Origin of the sequence: Endozoicomonas numazuensis (assembly GCF_000722635.1) — a bacterium.
In the GTDB taxonomy this organism is placed as follows: domain Bacteria; phylum Pseudomonadota; class Gammaproteobacteria; order Pseudomonadales; family Endozoicomonadaceae; genus Endozoicomonas_A; species Endozoicomonas_A numazuensis.
Genome location: NZ_JOKH01000002.1, coordinates 1,012,073 through 1,027,741, shown reverse-complemented (window position 1 = coordinate 1,027,741; position 15,669 = coordinate 1,012,073). Strand labels below are relative to the sequence as shown.

The following is a 15,669-nucleotide window of genomic DNA, read 5'->3' as shown; positions in this document are numbered from 1 at the left end:
ATTCTGTAGAAAGGTTTATGAAAATAAGATTAGCGCAGTTTACTGGTCTTAAATGATTAATAAGAAAGCAATTAAAGAGTGTCTGATATCTGTCGCTTGATTTTATAAAATTACATTGGGTAGGCAATATGATGCTTTTTTGACATGGAGGTGTTGAGTGAGTTTTGAAGGGGTTAAATCTTTTGTTTCGGATCATATAAGTCTTGCTGGCTTTAAAAAAAGCTGTGAAAAATTATATGGCGCTGTTTTTGGTAAGCTGGTTTATGTTCTTGAAGCTTTGACTACAGCTTTGGACAAAGTAGCTAGGTCGCCCAATACCGAGTTGTCATTTAACAAGTCTGTTCATAAAAGAAAAGCATCACCCTGGAGTGTGGCTGTCAAACTGTATAACTGGCACCTTGAAAAACATGAAGAGAAGGCGAGGTCGCAAATGACCAGCTTTCTGGAAAAACTGGTAGAAAGAGGAGCTGGTATTCAGGATCTTTCCTCTGAAGAAGCCAAAACATTAACGAATGAATTAATGAAGAATCTTCTGGAGTTGCACTCCTCAGTATTTAAAGCCCTTTACATAGCAAAAGGGTGCAAGCCTGGGCCAGAAGATATGGGTCAGGCAACGCGCGATCTTTTTGATGAGGTTGAGCTGACTGCGGATGATCAGGAGAAAATAAAAACTCTATTAAGCGAAAAAGGATTTTTTTATAAATTTATTCGCGCTTCGGCTCAACTGAATGTGATTAAAGTCCGTGCTAAAAAAGGGAGTGAGGTTGAAGCTCAACCTCTTGCTATAAATTGTTTGGGTGTTAGAGGCTGTAATTTCTTGCATAATACTTTAGAGCTTTATTATGAAATGACGGGCAGTTTACTTCCCGATGAAAAACAGGCATTACAAAAACAGATTAATGGAGTATCTGCTAGTGAAAAAGAGCTCTTGCCTATAGGGCAGACTGTTTTCAATAGACTTCATATGAAAGATTGAGTCAAGCCTATGAGTGCTGTTACCAGAGCCATTAAAACTTTTGCTCGAACTCATTTCACTGTAGATGGGTTAAAAAAAGACTGGGCAAGTTTTAGAGGTATGCTGGTCAAAAAGAGAAAAGGTACAACACCAATCTTTGAACATAAGCATGCGCTTACTCGTTCCAGAAAAGAAAAAAATATTTTAGATAGGCAAGCCCATGAAAGAGAACCAAATCAATATGTCAGTTTTCGTCTGGATGAAAAGAGAAAACCAAACATTCAGCTAAAACCCAAATCCATAGAGACTACAGTTAATCCCTTATCTATAGAAGAAGTTGAGCTCAGAGCCACAAAAGCGCTTAATGAGTGTATTCATGCTATGTGTGTTGGGGATGCTGGGCATCGCATCCACAAGTTATCCGAAGTGATGCGTTATGTTCATATGATTTGTTTGGAAAAAACAGGCAATGCCTATGGTACAGAAGACATAGGACATACGTTGGAGGATCTTCTGAACAGAATTGCATTAAATCAAGGTGTAGCTAATGTGCTGGCAAGAGAGCTTTCCAGTACCGAAGGTGCAATGCAGGATTTATTTGCTGTTCAGCTGGTCGCTTATTATAAAAGAGACTTCAGCCCGAAAATGAGATTGACAGATTTAAGTCTCTCTAATGCTTTGAGTCATACGGCCAACGAATGTATGGTCATGACACCTGTGCTGGTGAGATTGCTTGCAGAAAAAGTAGCACCGGATCGGGCGGATGAAATTACACGTCAATTTGCTTGCATGAAGGACCCGAATCCGGAGCGGCTCGGGCCTGTATTCAATGCAATGCTGAGAATTCCCTGATCAAACCTTGTCAAAAACTTCTTCCTGAATTCTTTTAATACCAATGTGTCGTACATCAGTACCTTTTACCAGGTAGATAACATATTCCGCCAGATTACGGGCATGATCGCCAATTCGCTCAAGGGATCTCAATACCCACATGATATTCAGAACCCGGGTAATGGATCTCGGATCTTCCATCATATAAGTAACCAATTCCCGTGTTGCACTCTTGTACTCACGGTCTACAGTTTTATCTTCCTTGGCAACAGCCAGAGCCAAATCGGCGTCAAAACGGGCAAAAGCATTCAGTGCATCCTGAACCATCTGTCGTACATGATTACCAATATGACGGGTTTCGATATAGCCTTTGGGAGCTTCTCCCTGCTCACTGAGACTGATAGCAAATCGGGCTATTTTAGCGGCCTCGTCGCCAATCCTTTCCAGGTCAGTAGCAGCCTTGGAGCAGGAAATTACCAGGCGGAGATCACTGGCTGCAGGCTGACGTCTGGCCAGAATGCGAGAGCATTCCTCATCAATAGCCAGTTCCATGAAGTTGATCTCTGTGTCTTTTTCACAGACCACAGCAGCCCCTTCACTGTCAGCACTGATCAGCGCGTTTATAGCATCGGATACCTGCTTTTCAACCTGCCCCCCCATGGAGAGGAGATTGTTTCGTAATTCCTCCAGCTCATGGTTAAATTGCTGGGAAATATGATGGCTAAGAAGTTCGCTTTTGGTATCCATGGGTTTTCCAGGTGCTTTTATTGGCTATGGGCATTCAGCCGTAACGGCCGGTTATATAATCTTCAGTTTGTTTTTGTTGTGGGTTCGTGAACAGCGTATCTGTATCACCGAATTCAATAAGCTTACCCATATACATAAACGCTGTGTAGTCTGAGACACGAGCAGCCTGTTGCATGTTGTGGGTAACAATGACAATGGTGAACTTGGACTTGAGCTTGTTAATAAGTTCTTCAATTTTTAGAGTCGAAATGGGGTCCAGAGCGGAAGCCGGTTCGTCCAACAGGAGAACTTCAGGCTCAACGGCAATGGTCCTCGCAATGACCAGACGTTGCTGCTGACCGCCGGACATGCCCAGAGCACTTTCATGCAGTCGGTCTTTGACTTCATCCCAGAGGGCTGCACTGCGTAGAGCCCACTCTACCACTTCATCCAGTACACGTTTCTTGTTTATTCCCTGAATACGCAGCCCGTAAGCAACGTTTTCATAAATACTTTTTGGGAAAGGGTTCGGCTTCTGGAATACCATGCCAATCCGGCGACGAAGGTCAGCAACGTTGACCCCTTTCTGATAAATATTCTGGTCATCCAGTTGAATTTCGCCTTCTACACGGCAGCCTTCAACCAAGTCGTTCATTCTGTTCATGCTGCGTAACAGCGTTGATTTACCACAGCCTGATGGGCCAATGAAAGCCGTTACCCTGCGTTTGGGAATCATCAGCGATATATCGTGCAGCGCCTGCTTCTCACTATAAAACAGGTTTAAATTTCTGACGTCGAGGCAGCTTTCTTCCTGCTCAAGACTAAGTTTGCGACGACTGCGTCCCAGACTATCGAGATTAAACGCCGGTGTTGAGCTGGTCTCTTCGGGAGCCGCTCTCCTCTGTTCATTCTCTGTCCGGGTAGGAGTATTCAAGTCCAGTGCCTCATCCAGCATGATGTTACCTTTAATACGTAATTAAACCTTCCTGGCACACTCAGGGAAACTTTTTTTTTACCGCTCAAGGCTGTTTTTTTCTGACTCGTGTTTTTTTCTTTATCAGTCACTGAGTCATTTCTGCTGAATCTGACGGTTCCACCATGGAACTGATCATGATTCAGTGTTGTTACAGCTTTATTTCTCTGAGTCTGCACCGTATTAATCTTAAGCCTCAAGGCTCTTGTATTTTTCACGCAAGTGGTTGCGAATAGCGACTGCTGACAGGTTAAGCACAGCAATAACAACAACCAGTAAAAGCGCTGTGGCATAAACCAAAGGTCGAGCCGCTTCTACGTTTGGACTCTGGAAGCCCACATCGTAAATATGGAAGCCCAGGTGCATGAATTTCTGATCCAGATGCAAGAATGGATAGTTTCCATCCAGGGGCAAACTGGGAGCCAGCTTCACAACACCTACCAGCATGAGAGGTGCTACCTCACCGGCGGCACGGGCAACAGCAAGAATCAATCCTGTCATCATGGCAGGGCTGGCCATAGGCAGAACCACTCGCCAGAGAGTTTCTGCTTTGGTAGCTCCCAGAGCCAGACTGCCTTCGCGGACAGAGCTGGGAATTCGTGACAGGCCTTCTTCAGTTGCAACAATAACAACTGGCAGTGTTAATAAGGCCAGGGTAATGGATGCCCAGAGTAACCCCGGAGTACCGAAAGTGGGTGCTGGGAGCGCTTCCTGAAAGAACACTTGGTCGATCTGGCTACCGGCAAAATAAATAAAGAAACCGAGACCGAATACACCGTAAACAATGGAAGGAACACCTGCCAGGTTATTTACAGCAACCCGAATGGTTCGGGTTAACCAGCCCTGGTTGGCATATTCACGGAGATAAACGGCAGCAATTACACCAAAAGGCGTCACAATGATGGACATAAGAATAACCATCATGACGGTACCAAAAATGGCTGGAAAGACTCCCCCTTCAGTGTTCGCTTCTCTGGGGTCGTCGGTAATAAATTCGGCCACCTTGTCGAGATAGAAGAGCATCTTTTGAGGCAGTGTCATAGCGTTAGGCTTATACGCCCGGACTATTTTACCAAAAGACTGCTCAATCTCTATGCCATCAACGGTCGTGGCAACCAGACTATCTCGGTTGAAAGCAACATAAAGATCACCCAGTTTGGCTTCCATAACCTTATATTCAGCCTGGTATACCTTGCGCTGAGCCTCTATGTCGGCCAGTGCCTGAGGGGTCGCTGTTTCGTTCAGTTCGAGGCCTCGTTGTTCCAGACGCAGGCGCTCAAGCCTGGAATTAACAGAACCTATTTCGTGCTTTTCAATGGCGTAGATTTCATCGTAAATAGACAGAGCTCTATCCAGTCTTTTCTGGAACTCGGGCCATACAGCATCGCCTTCAGTAACAATGTTTCCATTCTGTTTGATGCTGGTCAGATAACCGTAGAAGTTACCCCACTCACGTCGCTCCAGGGCGACAATGTTTTCGGGATAACGGCGGTTCTCCAGCCAGAGGTCTATGACCCAGGCAAAATCTGAGCCTGAAACATCTCTGTTACCCACTTTCAGAAGATCACGGGTAAGTGTTTCCATACCTTTCGGAACCGGCAGGCCTGCAGCTTCCAGTCGGGATGCAGAGACTGATTCGGTATCTGAAATTTCCCCGGCGATCAGTCTGCTTTCCTGATTCGGTGGGGCATAGTCTGCTACCAGAATTTGCCCCGGCCAGAAGTGCCCCAGGCCTCGTATAGCAATCAAGCTCAAAAGACCAACGACAAGGATAACGCTGATGGCTACAGCTCCGGCATTCAGCCAAACCCAGGGAGAGCCAGTTTTGTACCAGTTACTTATTTTATTGTTCATATTCTGGCTCCTTCCTTAAAGCGAACTGTACTTCTTGCGCAGTCGATGACGAACTATCTCGGCAGCGGTGTTAACAACAAAGGTGAACAAAAACAGCACCAGTGCGGCAAGGAACAGAATTCGATAGTGGCTGCTGCCTACTTCTGACTCCGGCATTTCGACAGCAATGTTGGCTGCCAGGGTTCTCATACCTTCAAAAATATTGGCATCCATGATGGGGGTATTACCGGTGGCCATAAGTACAATCATGGTTTCACCTACAGCACGGCCCATTCCGATCATTACGGCAGAGAAAATACCTGGGCTTGCTGTCAGCAACACAACTCGCATCAGTGTCTGCCAAGGGGTCGCTCCCAGTGCCAGAGAGCCATAGCTTAGATGCTTGGGGACACTGAAAATGGCGTCTTCTGCGATAGAGAAAATAGTGGGTATAACCGCAAATCCCATAGCCAGACCCACAACCAGAGCATTACGTTGGTCATAAGGTATACCAAGTTCTGAAGTTAGCCAGGCTCTCAGGTCACCGTTAAAGAGAGTGGCCTCAATCGTACCATTGAGATTCATGGCAATAGCGGCACTGATCAGGACAACAGGGATCAGCAGGGCTGCTTGCCAGCCTTCAGGGATAGCATGGCGAATTCTGCTGGGCATTGAGTCCCAGGCAAAAGCAAACAACAGTATGCCTATGGGAACAATCAACAATAGAGCAAATATTCCTGCCAGGCTGCTCTCGATCAAAGGCGCCAACCAAAGGCCGGCCAGGAAACCCAGAATTACGGTGGGCAGTGCTTCCATTAATTCAATAACAGGCTTTACCTTGCGACGCATGGCGGGAGCCATGAAGTAGGCCGTATAAATGGCTCCGGCAATCGCCAGAGGTGTCGCCAGCAGCATGGCGTAAAAGGCTGCCTTGAGAGTACCAAAGGCCAGAGGGGTCAGGCTAAGCTTTGGCTCAAAATCATTGTTTGAAGCGGATGACTGCCAAATATACTCTGGCTGCTCATAGCCTTCATACCAGACCTCGCCCCAGAGTGCAGACATGGAGACTTCCGGGTGCTCATTTTCAACACTCCAGAACTCGGTAGAGCCATTGCTACTGATCAGCATGTAATTACTGCGAGGAGAAATGACCAGTTGTTCAACAGGCCCATCGGTCAGTCTTTCAGTCAGTAGCGTCCTGTTGGCAGTAGTGTAGAAAATACCAACATTACCCTTGTCATCTGCAGCCAGAAAGCCCTTGCGGCGATGTTCGGGTACGATCTGGGTGATGGGTTCTCCAGCCAGCTCGAACTCACGAATTCTTTGCAGAGACCATTCATTTTGTTCGTTTCTAACCATGAACCATTGACTGATCATGCCAGTGTCATCGCCGATCATTAGAGACGCGCCTCCGAGCAGGAAAGTCATGGTCGTAACTTTTGCGGAGCTGGTGGTCAGGTCGGTTTCTGACATTACATGAGGCTGATTAATGTTACTAATATCAATCAGAGTCAGACTCTCTGACCCTGATTGTACATAGAGCCAGTGTTGATCGGGCGCGATCAGAACGTCTCGAATGCGTCCATCCACTTCAGGCAGGGTGACACTCTCTTCCTCCAGAGTGACTTCTTCAGTCAGGAAATCTGCTTCCTTGGTAAAAGCAGTCATGTTCAACCGATTGTCACCCAGCCCGGTGATCAGCAGCTGGTCTTCAGTGTCACTGATGCTCAGGTGTGAAACTGGCTGACTATCTGGCACCAGGTCAATGGCTGACTCACCATAGGGGTAAGTCACCTTAGGTGTTATCAGTCTTTTATCATCAGGCCAGGTAATACGATAAGCGTGCTTGAAGATAATGACCTGGCCATTGCTCAGACCCGCCGCAAGCAGATTTCCATCCGATGGGTCGCTGGTAATGGTAGTAACAGAACTCCCGGCAGGAAGGGGCAGGGAATAACGATATTTCTGCTCTCCGGTTCGGGTTGAAGAAAAAGTCAGAGCACCATCGGTTGTGATGGAAAAAGCCAGCTCAGCTTGTTCTTCCATACTTTGATAGAGTGGACGCTGTTTCTCGGTAATCGTTTGTGCCCAGGTACTGGTTTGTTCTATTTCAGCACTTTTAAATAAAGGTGCAACTTCGTAAAGAAGGTAGATAAAAATCAGCAGAATAGCAGCAATAACACCGAGACCACCTACAGCTACACCCCAACGGGTCAGGTAATCTTTGAGAAAGCGAAGTGACTGATAACGTTTATGAGCCGGGGTGTTGTAATCGACACCAGGGCTGTCTTCTATTATTGGTTGGTACATGGCACTGGTCGCAGAGATTCTTGAGCGTACCTTAAAATGTATGTGTTACAGAAATATGACAGAACTGAAAAAAAACAGGTAACAGCAAATTCCTATTTAAATGATTTAATCTTCTGGCGTGATGAGTTCATTAAGTGATACATGGCTGTTTAGCCTAGCTGTATTTAGTAGGAAGCGCGAAAAGATGTAAATACTCTGGCTCGCTTTTTCAATGCAGTTTGATAAAATTTTTGGCTCTGATAGTTGAGTCCATCCGGAAGCTGTAATAATGCAATCAAAAATATCGATATTATCGACGATGAGTAATCCATCGCTCATACTGCCGTCCCAAATTGCTGTTGCCCCTCTGCATCCTCATCATCACTCCCATCATTGATTCCTGATTGCTTTTTCAGGGATTTATCTCTGCTTTAATACTTGTTTAGCCTGTTCTCGATTTGCAGGAAAAATAAATCTATTAACTACAATCATCTTGTACCGTTATAGCCCATGATCCATTGTTGATAGTGGCTGGCGGTAAAAACGATAGAATACAATTTGGGAATTTTATGAACGCAGTGATTCTGGCGGTTGTCGTCATGCTCGCGTTGAGTTTGTTACGCGTCAATGTGGTTCTCGCACTCTTTGTGGGTGCCATGGCCGGAGGAGTGATTGGAGGACTGGATATCATCCAGACTCTGGAGGCATTTTCCAGAGGTTTGGGTGGTGGTGTCGGCATTGCCATCAGTTACGCTATGTTAGGGGCTTTTGCCGTAGCGATTGCTCGTTCAGGGATACCTGAATGGATGGCGGGTAAGATCATCCGTAAAGTAAAAAGCAGCAACAGCTCGCATAATAATTTAAAACTGAAATACAGTTTGTTTCTGGCAATTGTGCTGATGGCATTTTCTTCTCAAAACCTGGTGCCTATCCATATCGCTTTTATTCCTATACTGATCCCACCTCTGTTGTCGGTATTCAGCGCTATGGAGATCGATCGTCGTCAGGTAGCCTGCCTTCTCACTTTCGGTCTTACAGCTACATACATGCTTTTACCTATTGGCTTTGGCAGTATGTATCTGCATCAGATTCTAGGTGGCAATCTTCTGGCCAATGGCCTGGATATTGAAATGAGTCAGATGCCGTTAGCCATGGCTATACCTGTATTTGGTATGTTTCTGGGATTACTGATAGCTGTTTTTTTCAGCTACAGGAAGCCAAGAAAGTATCGGGTAGAAGAAACACTGCTGATTCATGAGCAAGATATTCAGTTGAGCAAATCCGCCATCATTACCTCTCTGATTGCCATTGTTCTTGTGCTGGTCAGCCAGCTAATGACGGGGTCAATGGTGCTGGGTGCTGCACTTGGCTTTATTACCATGGTGGTGGGGAGAGTGGTCTGCTGGCGGGAAGCCGATGAAGTATTCAATGAAGGTCTGAGAATGATGGCCGTTTTTGGCTTTATCATGATATCTGCCGCAGGCTTTGCTGAAGTACTCCGATCTACAGGCGATATTCCCGAACTGGTGGCTCAGATACAGACTATTGTAGGAGGCAGTCAAGGGCTTGCCGCTATTCTTATGCTTTTGGTTGGGCTGCTGATTACGATGGGGATCGGTTCTTCATTTTCAACGGTACCGATCATTGCCACTCTTTATGTGCCGCTGGGTATGGAGCTTGGTTTTACATCGCTGGCCATTGCTTGTCTTGTGGGGGCTTCAGGTGCGGTGGGTGATGCTGGCTCCCCGGTTTCTGAATCTACCATTGGTCCTACTGCAGGTCTGAATGTGGATGATCAACATGATCATATTTGGGACTCTGTTATTCCAACCTTTCTGCACTACAACATTCCGATGATTATTTTTGGCTGGATTGCCGCCATGATTCTCTGAATGCATTTTGCGGAAAAAAATTGTGCCATCTTCACAGTGAAAATCTACTTAACAAAGAGCGTTTTACTGTGAAGAGTAAAGGCAAAAAGAAAGTCTTCTCAGATTTCACTCTGCTATCTCGAATAAATTTCAAGTGAAAAAGAACGGCCTGATAGCTGATCTACACTACCACGACTGTGGAGCGTTAATTTTAAATTAATGGGGTAGTGCATTGGAAAATCTCTTAACCAGAGTGTTCCGTCGGGCTTCTTGTCTATGTGGCATTTTTTATTGTGGATTGGTTTCTGCAGATATATGGATGTCTCAATGGGCTTTGTCTCTTAATGCTTTTTCCTTCAGCGCATCGGATAGTTTTCAAAACAGTACATTAATTCATCAATGGCCAAATAGTGTTCCTAACAGTTCATCAAGTCGATCGGGCAGTCGTGAGCCTGAGGGTGGGAGTAGGCCCTCAGCACTAAGGTGGCGCAGCACATTCAGCCCAACTCAGGCTCGAAAGTCATTAGGGCTGACGGGTGGGGACGACGAGCCTCCGGAAGAACATTTTTTTTCCACAGAAGAAGAAAAAAGAAAATATCGAGCGATGAAAGCGGAGCAGGAGCGTCTCAAGCAAGAGTTACTGTTCAGCTTGCTGGGAAAGTCTGCCTTGAAGCGTTTGTCTCTGATGATTAGTACAGAAAGTAGTGCTGATGGAATGTTATCCAGGCTGCTGGTGGCATTTCTACTGTATGCACAAACCAATGATTTTGACTTTTCCATGGATGAATATCATGTCGAACAAGAAGCGGACTACATTCAGGCTTATCTGGTGACATTAGGTTTTGTGATTCACTTTAGTGAACCCACGGCCAGCCTTGATCAAACTATAAATGACCTGGTATTTGAGCAGTATACCCATGAACTGGTTGAGTTTTTTTCCTTTCAACAGTTGGTGAATTTTCTTTATATTCTGGAGCGTGCTTCTAACTCAGAGATTGAGGCTATGGCACCTCGGTTGATTCAGGGACAACAGATTCTAACCGACGAGCTTTCTGAATCGTTGTTAGATGCTCTCTCAATGGCTGGTGGTTCTGAGCAGAGTCAGGTTTCTATTCAAAATGGAGTCAGTCATTTTTTGTCGCAGCTTACTGCTGCCACACAGCAACAAACGGATCATTTACCAGAGCATCTGGCTGCTCATTTAATCAATGTATTACCGTTTGATCTCTGGTGGTACTTTGCGAGGAATCTCAGGCAGAGGTTGGGGCCGGATCAGAAATAAAAAAACGGGGCCAAATGGCCCCGTGCGATCGACTCTTGAATCTGTACTTACAGATCGAGTTCTGACAGATACTTATCAACAACCTTGGAAGGCAGTGGGATATAACCGTCTTTAACAACCACTTCCTGACCTTGCTGAGATAGAACCATCTTCAGGAATTCAGCTTCCAGAGGAGGCAGTTTCTTATTGGGTTGTTTGTTTACGTACACGAACAGGAAGCGAGCCAGTGGGTATGTGTTGTTCACAGCATTGGCTGGGGTTGCTTCAACAAATGGCTGACCTGACTTTTTGGCCAGAGGTACGGTGCGAACGCTGGAAGTCTTGTAACCGATGCCAGAATAGCCAATACCATTGACGGAAGCACTGACAGACTGAACGACAGAGGCAGAACCGGGCTGTTCATTTACATTGTTACGAAAGTCGCCTTTACACAGAGCTTTTTTCTTGAAGTAACCGTAGGTGCCGGAAACAGAGTTACGACCGTACAGCTGGATTGAACGGTTTTTCCAGGCTCCGTCCAGGCCAGTGCCGCCCCAAGTGTTGATGCTCTGGTCGCCACCGCACTTACGAGTGGAAGAAAAAATTGCGTCAACGTCAGCCATGGTCAAACCCTTAATAGGGTTATCCTTGTTAACGAATACAGCCAGTGCGTCAATGGCAACAGGAACAGGGGTAGGCTTGTAGCCATGCTTTTTCTCAAAAGCTTCCAGTTCCTTGTCTTTCATCTTGCGGCTCATGGGGCCGATGTTAGATGTTCCTTCAGTCAGAGCAGGTGGTGCAGTTGAAGAACCTGCCGCCTGAATCTGAACATTCACGTTAGGGTATTCACGCTTGAAATCTTCTGCCCAGAGCGTCATCAGGTTGGCTAGAGTGTCAGAACCGACACTGGACAGGTTTCCTGAAACGCCACTGGCTTTCTTGTAGGTTGGGATCTCTGCGTCAATCTGACTGGCAGAGGCAGCCTGCATTCCAGTAGCAAGAGCGATTGTTGTTATTAGAGCTTTAAGCTTCATCCATGTATCTCCTGAAGGGATTCTTTTAGCTATTTTTTGTGCTGCTATAGGCATTTGTCTACTGGCAAAAACTATAAGGCGGAAATATGACAATTATATGAACGACAATGAAAGCTGTTTATCCGTAATATCTGTAATGGGATACTTTGTTTTCCGCTCATCGGCTGTTTGAAGATAGCTGATGAATTATCAGAACAGGGTATAACTGTTTTCAAGCTGTCGTTATAATTCATCACTACAGCCTCTGAAGAAAAGATCTTTTGCCAAAAAATGGCAAGATTTTTCGCAACAAAATAATAAAACGATATAACAGGCAGGATAGAAATGACCACCGGCTGGAAAATGATAATAACAGCAGTCGCCGGTATTGACGGATTAACAGAGAAATTAGGGCGTCTTCTGAGTGGAGTTAACCTCCTGCTGGTCGTCAGTGTTTGTCTCGTAGTTCTTCTTCGCTACTGGTTTAACTCCGGCTCTATTGCGCTTCAGGAGCTGGCGATGTATTTCCATGCGCTGATTTTTCTTGGGGCCAGCAGCTACACGCTTAAGCAGGGCAGCCATGTCAGGGTGGATGTTCTTTACAATCGCATGAATATCAGACAGCGAGCGTGGGTAAATTGCCTGGGTACTCTGTTTCTGCTGTTTCCAGTCTGCCTGTTTATTGGTGTGATGAGCTTTGATTATGTTTCCCGATCCTGGGAGATTATGGAAACATCATCAGATCCAGGCGGACTACCGCTGGTGTATCTTTTGAAAAGTCTGATACTGGTGTTTGTCGCCACTATGCTGTTGCAGGGGGTGGCAGAGTTTTTGAGATCAGTACTCATTCTGTCTGGAAAGGAGTCCCCGGAAAATGGCTGAGTACATCCCGATTTTTATGTTTGTGACCGTCTGCCTGGTTTTGCTGGCAGGCTATCCTGTAGCTTTTTCTCTTGCAGGTACGGCGTTAGCTTTTGCCAGCGTGGGTGCACTGACCGGATTCTTTGACCCTTCTTTTCTCAATGCATTACCCAGCCGCTTGTTTGGTATCGTCACCAATCAGACACTGATGGCTGTGCCTCTGTTTGTCTTCATGGGTTGCATGCTGGAAAAGTCCAGGGTTGCCGAAGGCCTTTTGGAGAGTATGACTCGTCTGTTTGGCAAGATGAGAGGTGGCCTCGGACTTTCTGTCACACTTGTGGGTATGTTACTGGCGGCGAGTACTGGTATTGTCGGAGCAACGGTTGTGACCATGGGGCTGCTGTCTTTACCGACCATGCTGAAACGAGGTTATTCCACTTCTCTGGCCACTGGAACCATCTGTGCAACCGGAAGTCTGGGACAAATTATTCCGCCATCTATTGCTCTGGTTTTGCTGGGTGATGTTTTATCTACTGCATACCAACAGGCTCAGCTGAAAATGGGCATATTCTCACCAAAAACGGTTTCAGTGGGTGACCTTTTTGTGGGGGCAATTATTCCCGGTCTGATGTTGGTAGCGGCTTACTCCATTTACCTGATGATCGTAGCCTGGAGAAACCCTGAGGCTGCACCGGGTCTGTCCGATGAAGATATCCAGGCCTATGATGAGGGCGACCACGGCTCTCTGCTTATGAATTTGTTACCTCCTTTACTCTTGATTGGTGCGGTTCTGGGATCGATTCTGGCAGGGGCTGCAACACCAACAGAAGCTGCGGGTGTAGGGGCTATTGGTGCTTTATTGCTGGCAGCAGTTAAGCGACAGCTTAATATCGAAACGTTGTCAGAAACCCTTTCTAATACGACAAAAGTCACCTGTATGGTGTTTTTGATTTTAATCGGGGCTTCAGTTTTCTCGCTGGTCTTTAGAGGTTTTGGTGGAGAAGAGCTGATTCATGAACTCTTCACGAGCATGCCAGGCGGGACATTTACGGCCGTGCTGGTGGTTATGCTTGTGATGTTCCTACTGGGATTTATTCTGGACTTTATTGAAATTACGTTTGTGATTGTTCCTATGGTAGGGCCGGTTCTACTGGCTATGGGGCTCGATCCTGTCTGGCTTGGCATCATGATTGCAGTGAATTTGCAGACATCTTTTCTGACTCCACCCTTTGGATTTGCGCTTTTTTATCTCAGAGGCGTCGCTCCTCCTGAAGTCAGGACAACAGATATTTATAAAGGCGTTGTGCCTTTTGTGATGATTCAGCTGCTTTTACTGTGTGCATTAGCAGTCTGGCCGGAATTGGCTACATGGCTTCCGGAAAAACTATACGGTTAGAAATACCAGACGTCTGATTGAATATCAGGCTCCTGAAAGGCAGAACAATAAAAACAATAAGTGCTGGAGAGCAATATGGAACTGGATAATGATCTCGCTCCCGGGCCTCAGGGCGAACTGACTCTGAAAGTACTGGCTGATTATCAGTCAGTTAATACGACAGGTGATGTTTTTGGTGGCTGGGTTGCCATGCAGGTTGATCAGGCTGGAGAAATTATGGCCAGAAAGATTGCCCGAGGTCGTGTAGTTACTGTCAGTATTGGCAGTATGAGTTTTATGCGCCCCGTGAAAGTGGGCGATATCCTTTCATTGTTTACCCGGGTGACAGAAGTAGGTAAAACGTCAATTCGAGTGGTCGTAGAGGCCTGGGTAGAAGATAAACAGGGCAGTGCCAAGCTGACTGAAACCAGTATGGTTTTTGTGGCAATAGACCCACAAGGCAGAACGCGTCGTATTCAGAGCGCCGAATATTAGGGAGGACGTTTTAATCCCTGATCCAGAGAGCCAGTTTTTCTGATAAGAGAGTCAGGGTAACCGGCTTGACCAGAAAGTCGTTCATACCAGCAGACTTACAGGCGATTTGATCGGACTCCATGGCGTTGGCGGTGAAAGCGACAATAGGAATACTGGCATAACTCTGACCAGAAGCCCTGATTTTTTCAGTGGCTTCCAGGCCATCCATGACAGGCATCATACAGTCCATAAGAATCAGGTCGAAGGCTTCGGAGGTCTCCAGGACTTCCAGTGCTTCCAGACCGTTTTCGGCGACCTTGCAGGTACATCCCAGCTTTTCCAGCAGCTTTCTGGCTACCATCTGATTAACTTTGTTGTCTTCAACGACCAGAATATGAAGGTTGTAAGCTTCCTTGGCTAACACTGGCTGTCCCTTGCCTGTGGTCTGATTTCTCTACTATCAATATCTGAAGAAATACTGAGTTCTTTAGAGTTATAGACAGGATGTGGTCAGAGTAAATCGGTCAGAAATAGAGAGTTCCAGCTGATCTCCTTGCTTAACGGGACCTACTCCAGCGGGTGTGCCAGTGAGAACTATGTCTCCTGGTTCCAATGTAAAGTGGCGGCTTATGTAATTGATCAGGCCAGGGATAGAAGTCAGCATATGGGCTGAAGTGTCTTCCTGACGGGTTTTACCATTGACTTTAAGACTGAACTGAATGTCATCAAAGTCAGGCAAGTGCTCTTTTGCAATAAAGCCGGAAACCGGGCAGCTGCCATCAAATGCTTTGGCTACTTCCCAGGGTAATCCCTTGGCTTTCAGGCGAGACTGGACATCACGAAGTGTCAGATCAAGCGCCAGGCCCATAGCTTTGATTGCACAGATGCTTTCACTTTCGCTGGCATTCTGGAGACGACTATCAATCAGGATTGCAATTTCTGTCTCATAATGAACTTCACCACGGTTAGCAGGAATAGCAAAGGGGGTTTCCAGTGAGGCCAGTGATGTTGAAGGTTTGATAAACAAAACCGGGTCATCGGGCAGAGGGTTATTCAGTTCCCTGATGTGCTCAGCATAGTTACGACCAACGCAAACGACTTTTCCCGTAGGCAGATCAATACGGTCGCCACTTAGCCAATGGTGCCTGTACTTCATAAGGCTTCCTTCTTGATTGTTTTTTCTTGTATTTGTATTTTGCTCATGGCC

Annotated in this window: 15 protein-coding genes; 7 read left to right on the top strand and 8 right to left on the bottom strand. The window is 46.2% G+C overall.

Annotated features, from left to right (window positions below; translation table 11 throughout):
* Positions 1 to 157 precede the first annotated feature (157 nt).
* Both GZ78_RS11880 and GZ78_RS11875 read left to right on the top strand, forming a co-directional pair.
* Positions 158 to 976, top strand: coding sequence for a hypothetical protein (locus GZ78_RS11880; RefSeq protein WP_034835695.1), 819 nt, complete (start codon positions 158 to 160; stop codon positions 974 to 976).
* A gap of 9 nt (positions 977 to 985) precedes the next feature.
* Entirely contained in the window at positions 986 to 1,807 is an 822-nt protein-coding gene (locus GZ78_RS11875) for a hypothetical protein (protein WP_034835692.1), read from the top strand.
* Here GZ78_RS11875 and phoU read toward each other — a convergent pair whose 3' ends face one another.
* The 5 genes from phoU to GZ78_RS28890 all read right to left on the bottom strand — a co-directional run bounded on the left by phoU (position 1,808) and on the right by GZ78_RS28890 (position 7,946).
* Positions 1,808 to 2,533 (bottom strand): phosphate signaling complex protein PhoU, encoded by a 726-nt coding sequence (phoU, locus tag GZ78_RS11870; protein WP_034835690.1) that lies wholly within the window; start codon positions 2,531 to 2,533, stop codon positions 1,808 to 1,810.
* A gap of 34 nt (positions 2,534 to 2,567) precedes the next feature.
* Complete coding sequence (gene pstB, locus GZ78_RS11865) at positions 2,568 to 3,464, bottom strand: phosphate ABC transporter ATP-binding protein PstB (RefSeq protein ID WP_407919776.1); 897 nt, start codon at positions 3,462 to 3,464, stop codon at positions 2,568 to 2,570.
* Positions 3,465 to 3,674: 210 nt separating this feature from the next.
* A complete protein-coding gene (gene pstA, locus GZ78_RS11855) occupies positions 3,675 to 5,339 on the bottom strand; it encodes a phosphate ABC transporter permease PstA (RefSeq protein ID WP_034835684.1) in 1,665 nt (554 codons plus the stop codon).
* 15 nt (positions 5,340 to 5,354) lie between these two features.
* A complete protein-coding gene (locus GZ78_RS11850; RefSeq protein ID WP_034835682.1) occupies positions 5,355 to 7,628 on the bottom strand; it encodes an ABC transporter permease subunit in 2,274 nt (757 codons plus the stop codon).
* A gap of 105 nt (positions 7,629 to 7,733) precedes the next feature.
* Positions 7,734 to 7,946, bottom strand: coding sequence for a hypothetical protein (locus tag GZ78_RS28890; protein WP_152558673.1), 213 nt, complete (start codon positions 7,944 to 7,946; stop codon positions 7,734 to 7,736).
* 230 nt (positions 7,947 to 8,176) lie between these two features.
* On the opposite strand from GZ78_RS28890, the gene GZ78_RS11845 reads away from it, so the two are divergent.
* Both GZ78_RS11845 and GZ78_RS11840 read left to right on the top strand, forming a co-directional pair.
* Positions 8,177 to 9,499 carry a Na+/H+ antiporter family protein gene (locus tag GZ78_RS11845; protein WP_034835679.1) on the top strand — a complete coding sequence of 441 codons (1,323 nt, stop codon included), beginning with the start codon at positions 8,177 to 8,179 and terminating at the stop codon, positions 9,497 to 9,499.
* A 298-nt stretch (positions 9,500 to 9,797) separates the two neighbouring features.
* Positions 9,798 to 10,760: a hypothetical protein gene (locus tag GZ78_RS11840; protein ID WP_034835676.1), complete on the top strand. Its 963-nt coding sequence runs from the start codon at positions 9,798 to 9,800 to the stop codon at positions 10,758 to 10,760.
* A gap of 47 nt (positions 10,761 to 10,807) precedes the next feature.
* Here GZ78_RS11840 and GZ78_RS11835 read toward each other — a convergent pair whose 3' ends face one another.
* On the bottom strand, positions 10,808 to 11,728 hold the full coding sequence (locus GZ78_RS11835; RefSeq protein WP_407919775.1) for a PstS family phosphate ABC transporter substrate-binding protein: 921 nt from the start codon (positions 11,726 to 11,728) through the stop codon (positions 10,808 to 10,810).
* A gap of 387 nt (positions 11,729 to 12,115) precedes the next feature.
* Between GZ78_RS11835 and GZ78_RS11830 the strand changes: the two genes are divergently transcribed.
* The 3 genes from GZ78_RS11830 (at position 12,116) to GZ78_RS11820 (ending at position 14,483) form a co-directional block, all read left to right on the top strand.
* Positions 12,116 to 12,634 (top strand): TRAP transporter small permease subunit, encoded by a 519-nt coding sequence (locus GZ78_RS11830; RefSeq protein ID WP_034836568.1) that lies wholly within the window; start codon positions 12,116 to 12,118, stop codon positions 12,632 to 12,634.
* Positions 12,627 to 14,009 (top strand): TRAP transporter large permease, encoded by a 1,383-nt coding sequence (locus GZ78_RS11825; RefSeq protein ID WP_034835671.1) that lies wholly within the window; start codon positions 12,627 to 12,629, stop codon positions 14,007 to 14,009. Before GZ78_RS11830 ends, GZ78_RS11825 begins: the two co-directional genes overlap by 8 nt.
* A gap of 75 nt (positions 14,010 to 14,084) precedes the next feature.
* Entirely contained in the window at positions 14,085 to 14,483 is a 399-nt protein-coding gene (locus GZ78_RS11820; protein WP_034836565.1) for an acyl-CoA thioesterase, read from the top strand.
* A 10-nt stretch (positions 14,484 to 14,493) separates the two neighbouring features.
* On the opposite strand, the gene GZ78_RS11815 is transcribed toward GZ78_RS11820, so the two are convergent.
* Positions 14,494 to 14,886, bottom strand: a complete 393-nt coding sequence (locus GZ78_RS11815; RefSeq protein ID WP_034835668.1) for a response regulator — start codon at positions 14,884 to 14,886, stop codon at positions 14,494 to 14,496.
* Positions 14,887 to 14,955: 69 nt separating this feature from the next.
* A complete protein-coding gene (locus GZ78_RS11810; protein ID WP_034836560.1) occupies positions 14,956 to 15,618 on the bottom strand; it encodes a fumarylacetoacetate hydrolase family protein in 663 nt (220 codons plus the stop codon).
* Between the last annotated feature and the right edge of the window lie 51 nt (positions 15,619 to 15,669).

Coding starts and splice junctions, on each gene's coding strand:
- GZ78_RS11875 (WP_034835692.1), top strand. CDS start 986: ATGAGTGCTGTTACCAGAGCCATTAAAACTTTTGCTCGAACTCATTTC.
- phoU (WP_034835690.1), bottom strand. CDS start 2,533: ATGGATACCAAAAGCGAACTTCTTAGCCATCATATTTCCCAGCAATTT.
- pstA (WP_034835684.1), bottom strand. CDS start 5,339: ATGAACAATAAAATAAGTAACTGGTACAAAACTGGCTCTCCCTGGGTT.
- GZ78_RS11850 (WP_034835682.1), bottom strand. CDS start 7,628: ATGTACCAACCAATAATAGAAGACAGCCCTGGTGTCGATTACAACACC.
- GZ78_RS28890 (WP_152558673.1), bottom strand. CDS start 7,946: ATGAGCGATGGATTACTCATCGTCGATAATATCGATATTTTTGATTGC.
- GZ78_RS11845 (WP_034835679.1), top strand. CDS start 8,177: ATGAACGCAGTGATTCTGGCGGTTGTCGTCATGCTCGCGTTGAGTTTG.
- GZ78_RS11840 (WP_034835676.1), top strand. CDS start 9,798: ATGTCTCAATGGGCTTTGTCTCTTAATGCTTTTTCCTTCAGCGCATCG.
- GZ78_RS11835 (WP_407919775.1), bottom strand. CDS start 11,728: ATGCAGGCTGCCTCTGCCAGTCAGATTGACGCAGAGATCCCAACCTAC.
- GZ78_RS11830 (WP_034836568.1), top strand. CDS start 12,116: ATGATAATAACAGCAGTCGCCGGTATTGACGGATTAACAGAGAAATTA.
- GZ78_RS11825 (WP_034835671.1), top strand. CDS start 12,627: ATGGCTGAGTACATCCCGATTTTTATGTTTGTGACCGTCTGCCTGGTT.
- GZ78_RS11820 (WP_034836565.1), top strand. CDS start 14,085: ATGGAACTGGATAATGATCTCGCTCCCGGGCCTCAGGGCGAACTGACT.
- GZ78_RS11810 (WP_034836560.1), bottom strand. CDS start 15,618: ATGAAGTACAGGCACCATTGGCTAAGTGGCGACCGTATTGATCTGCCT.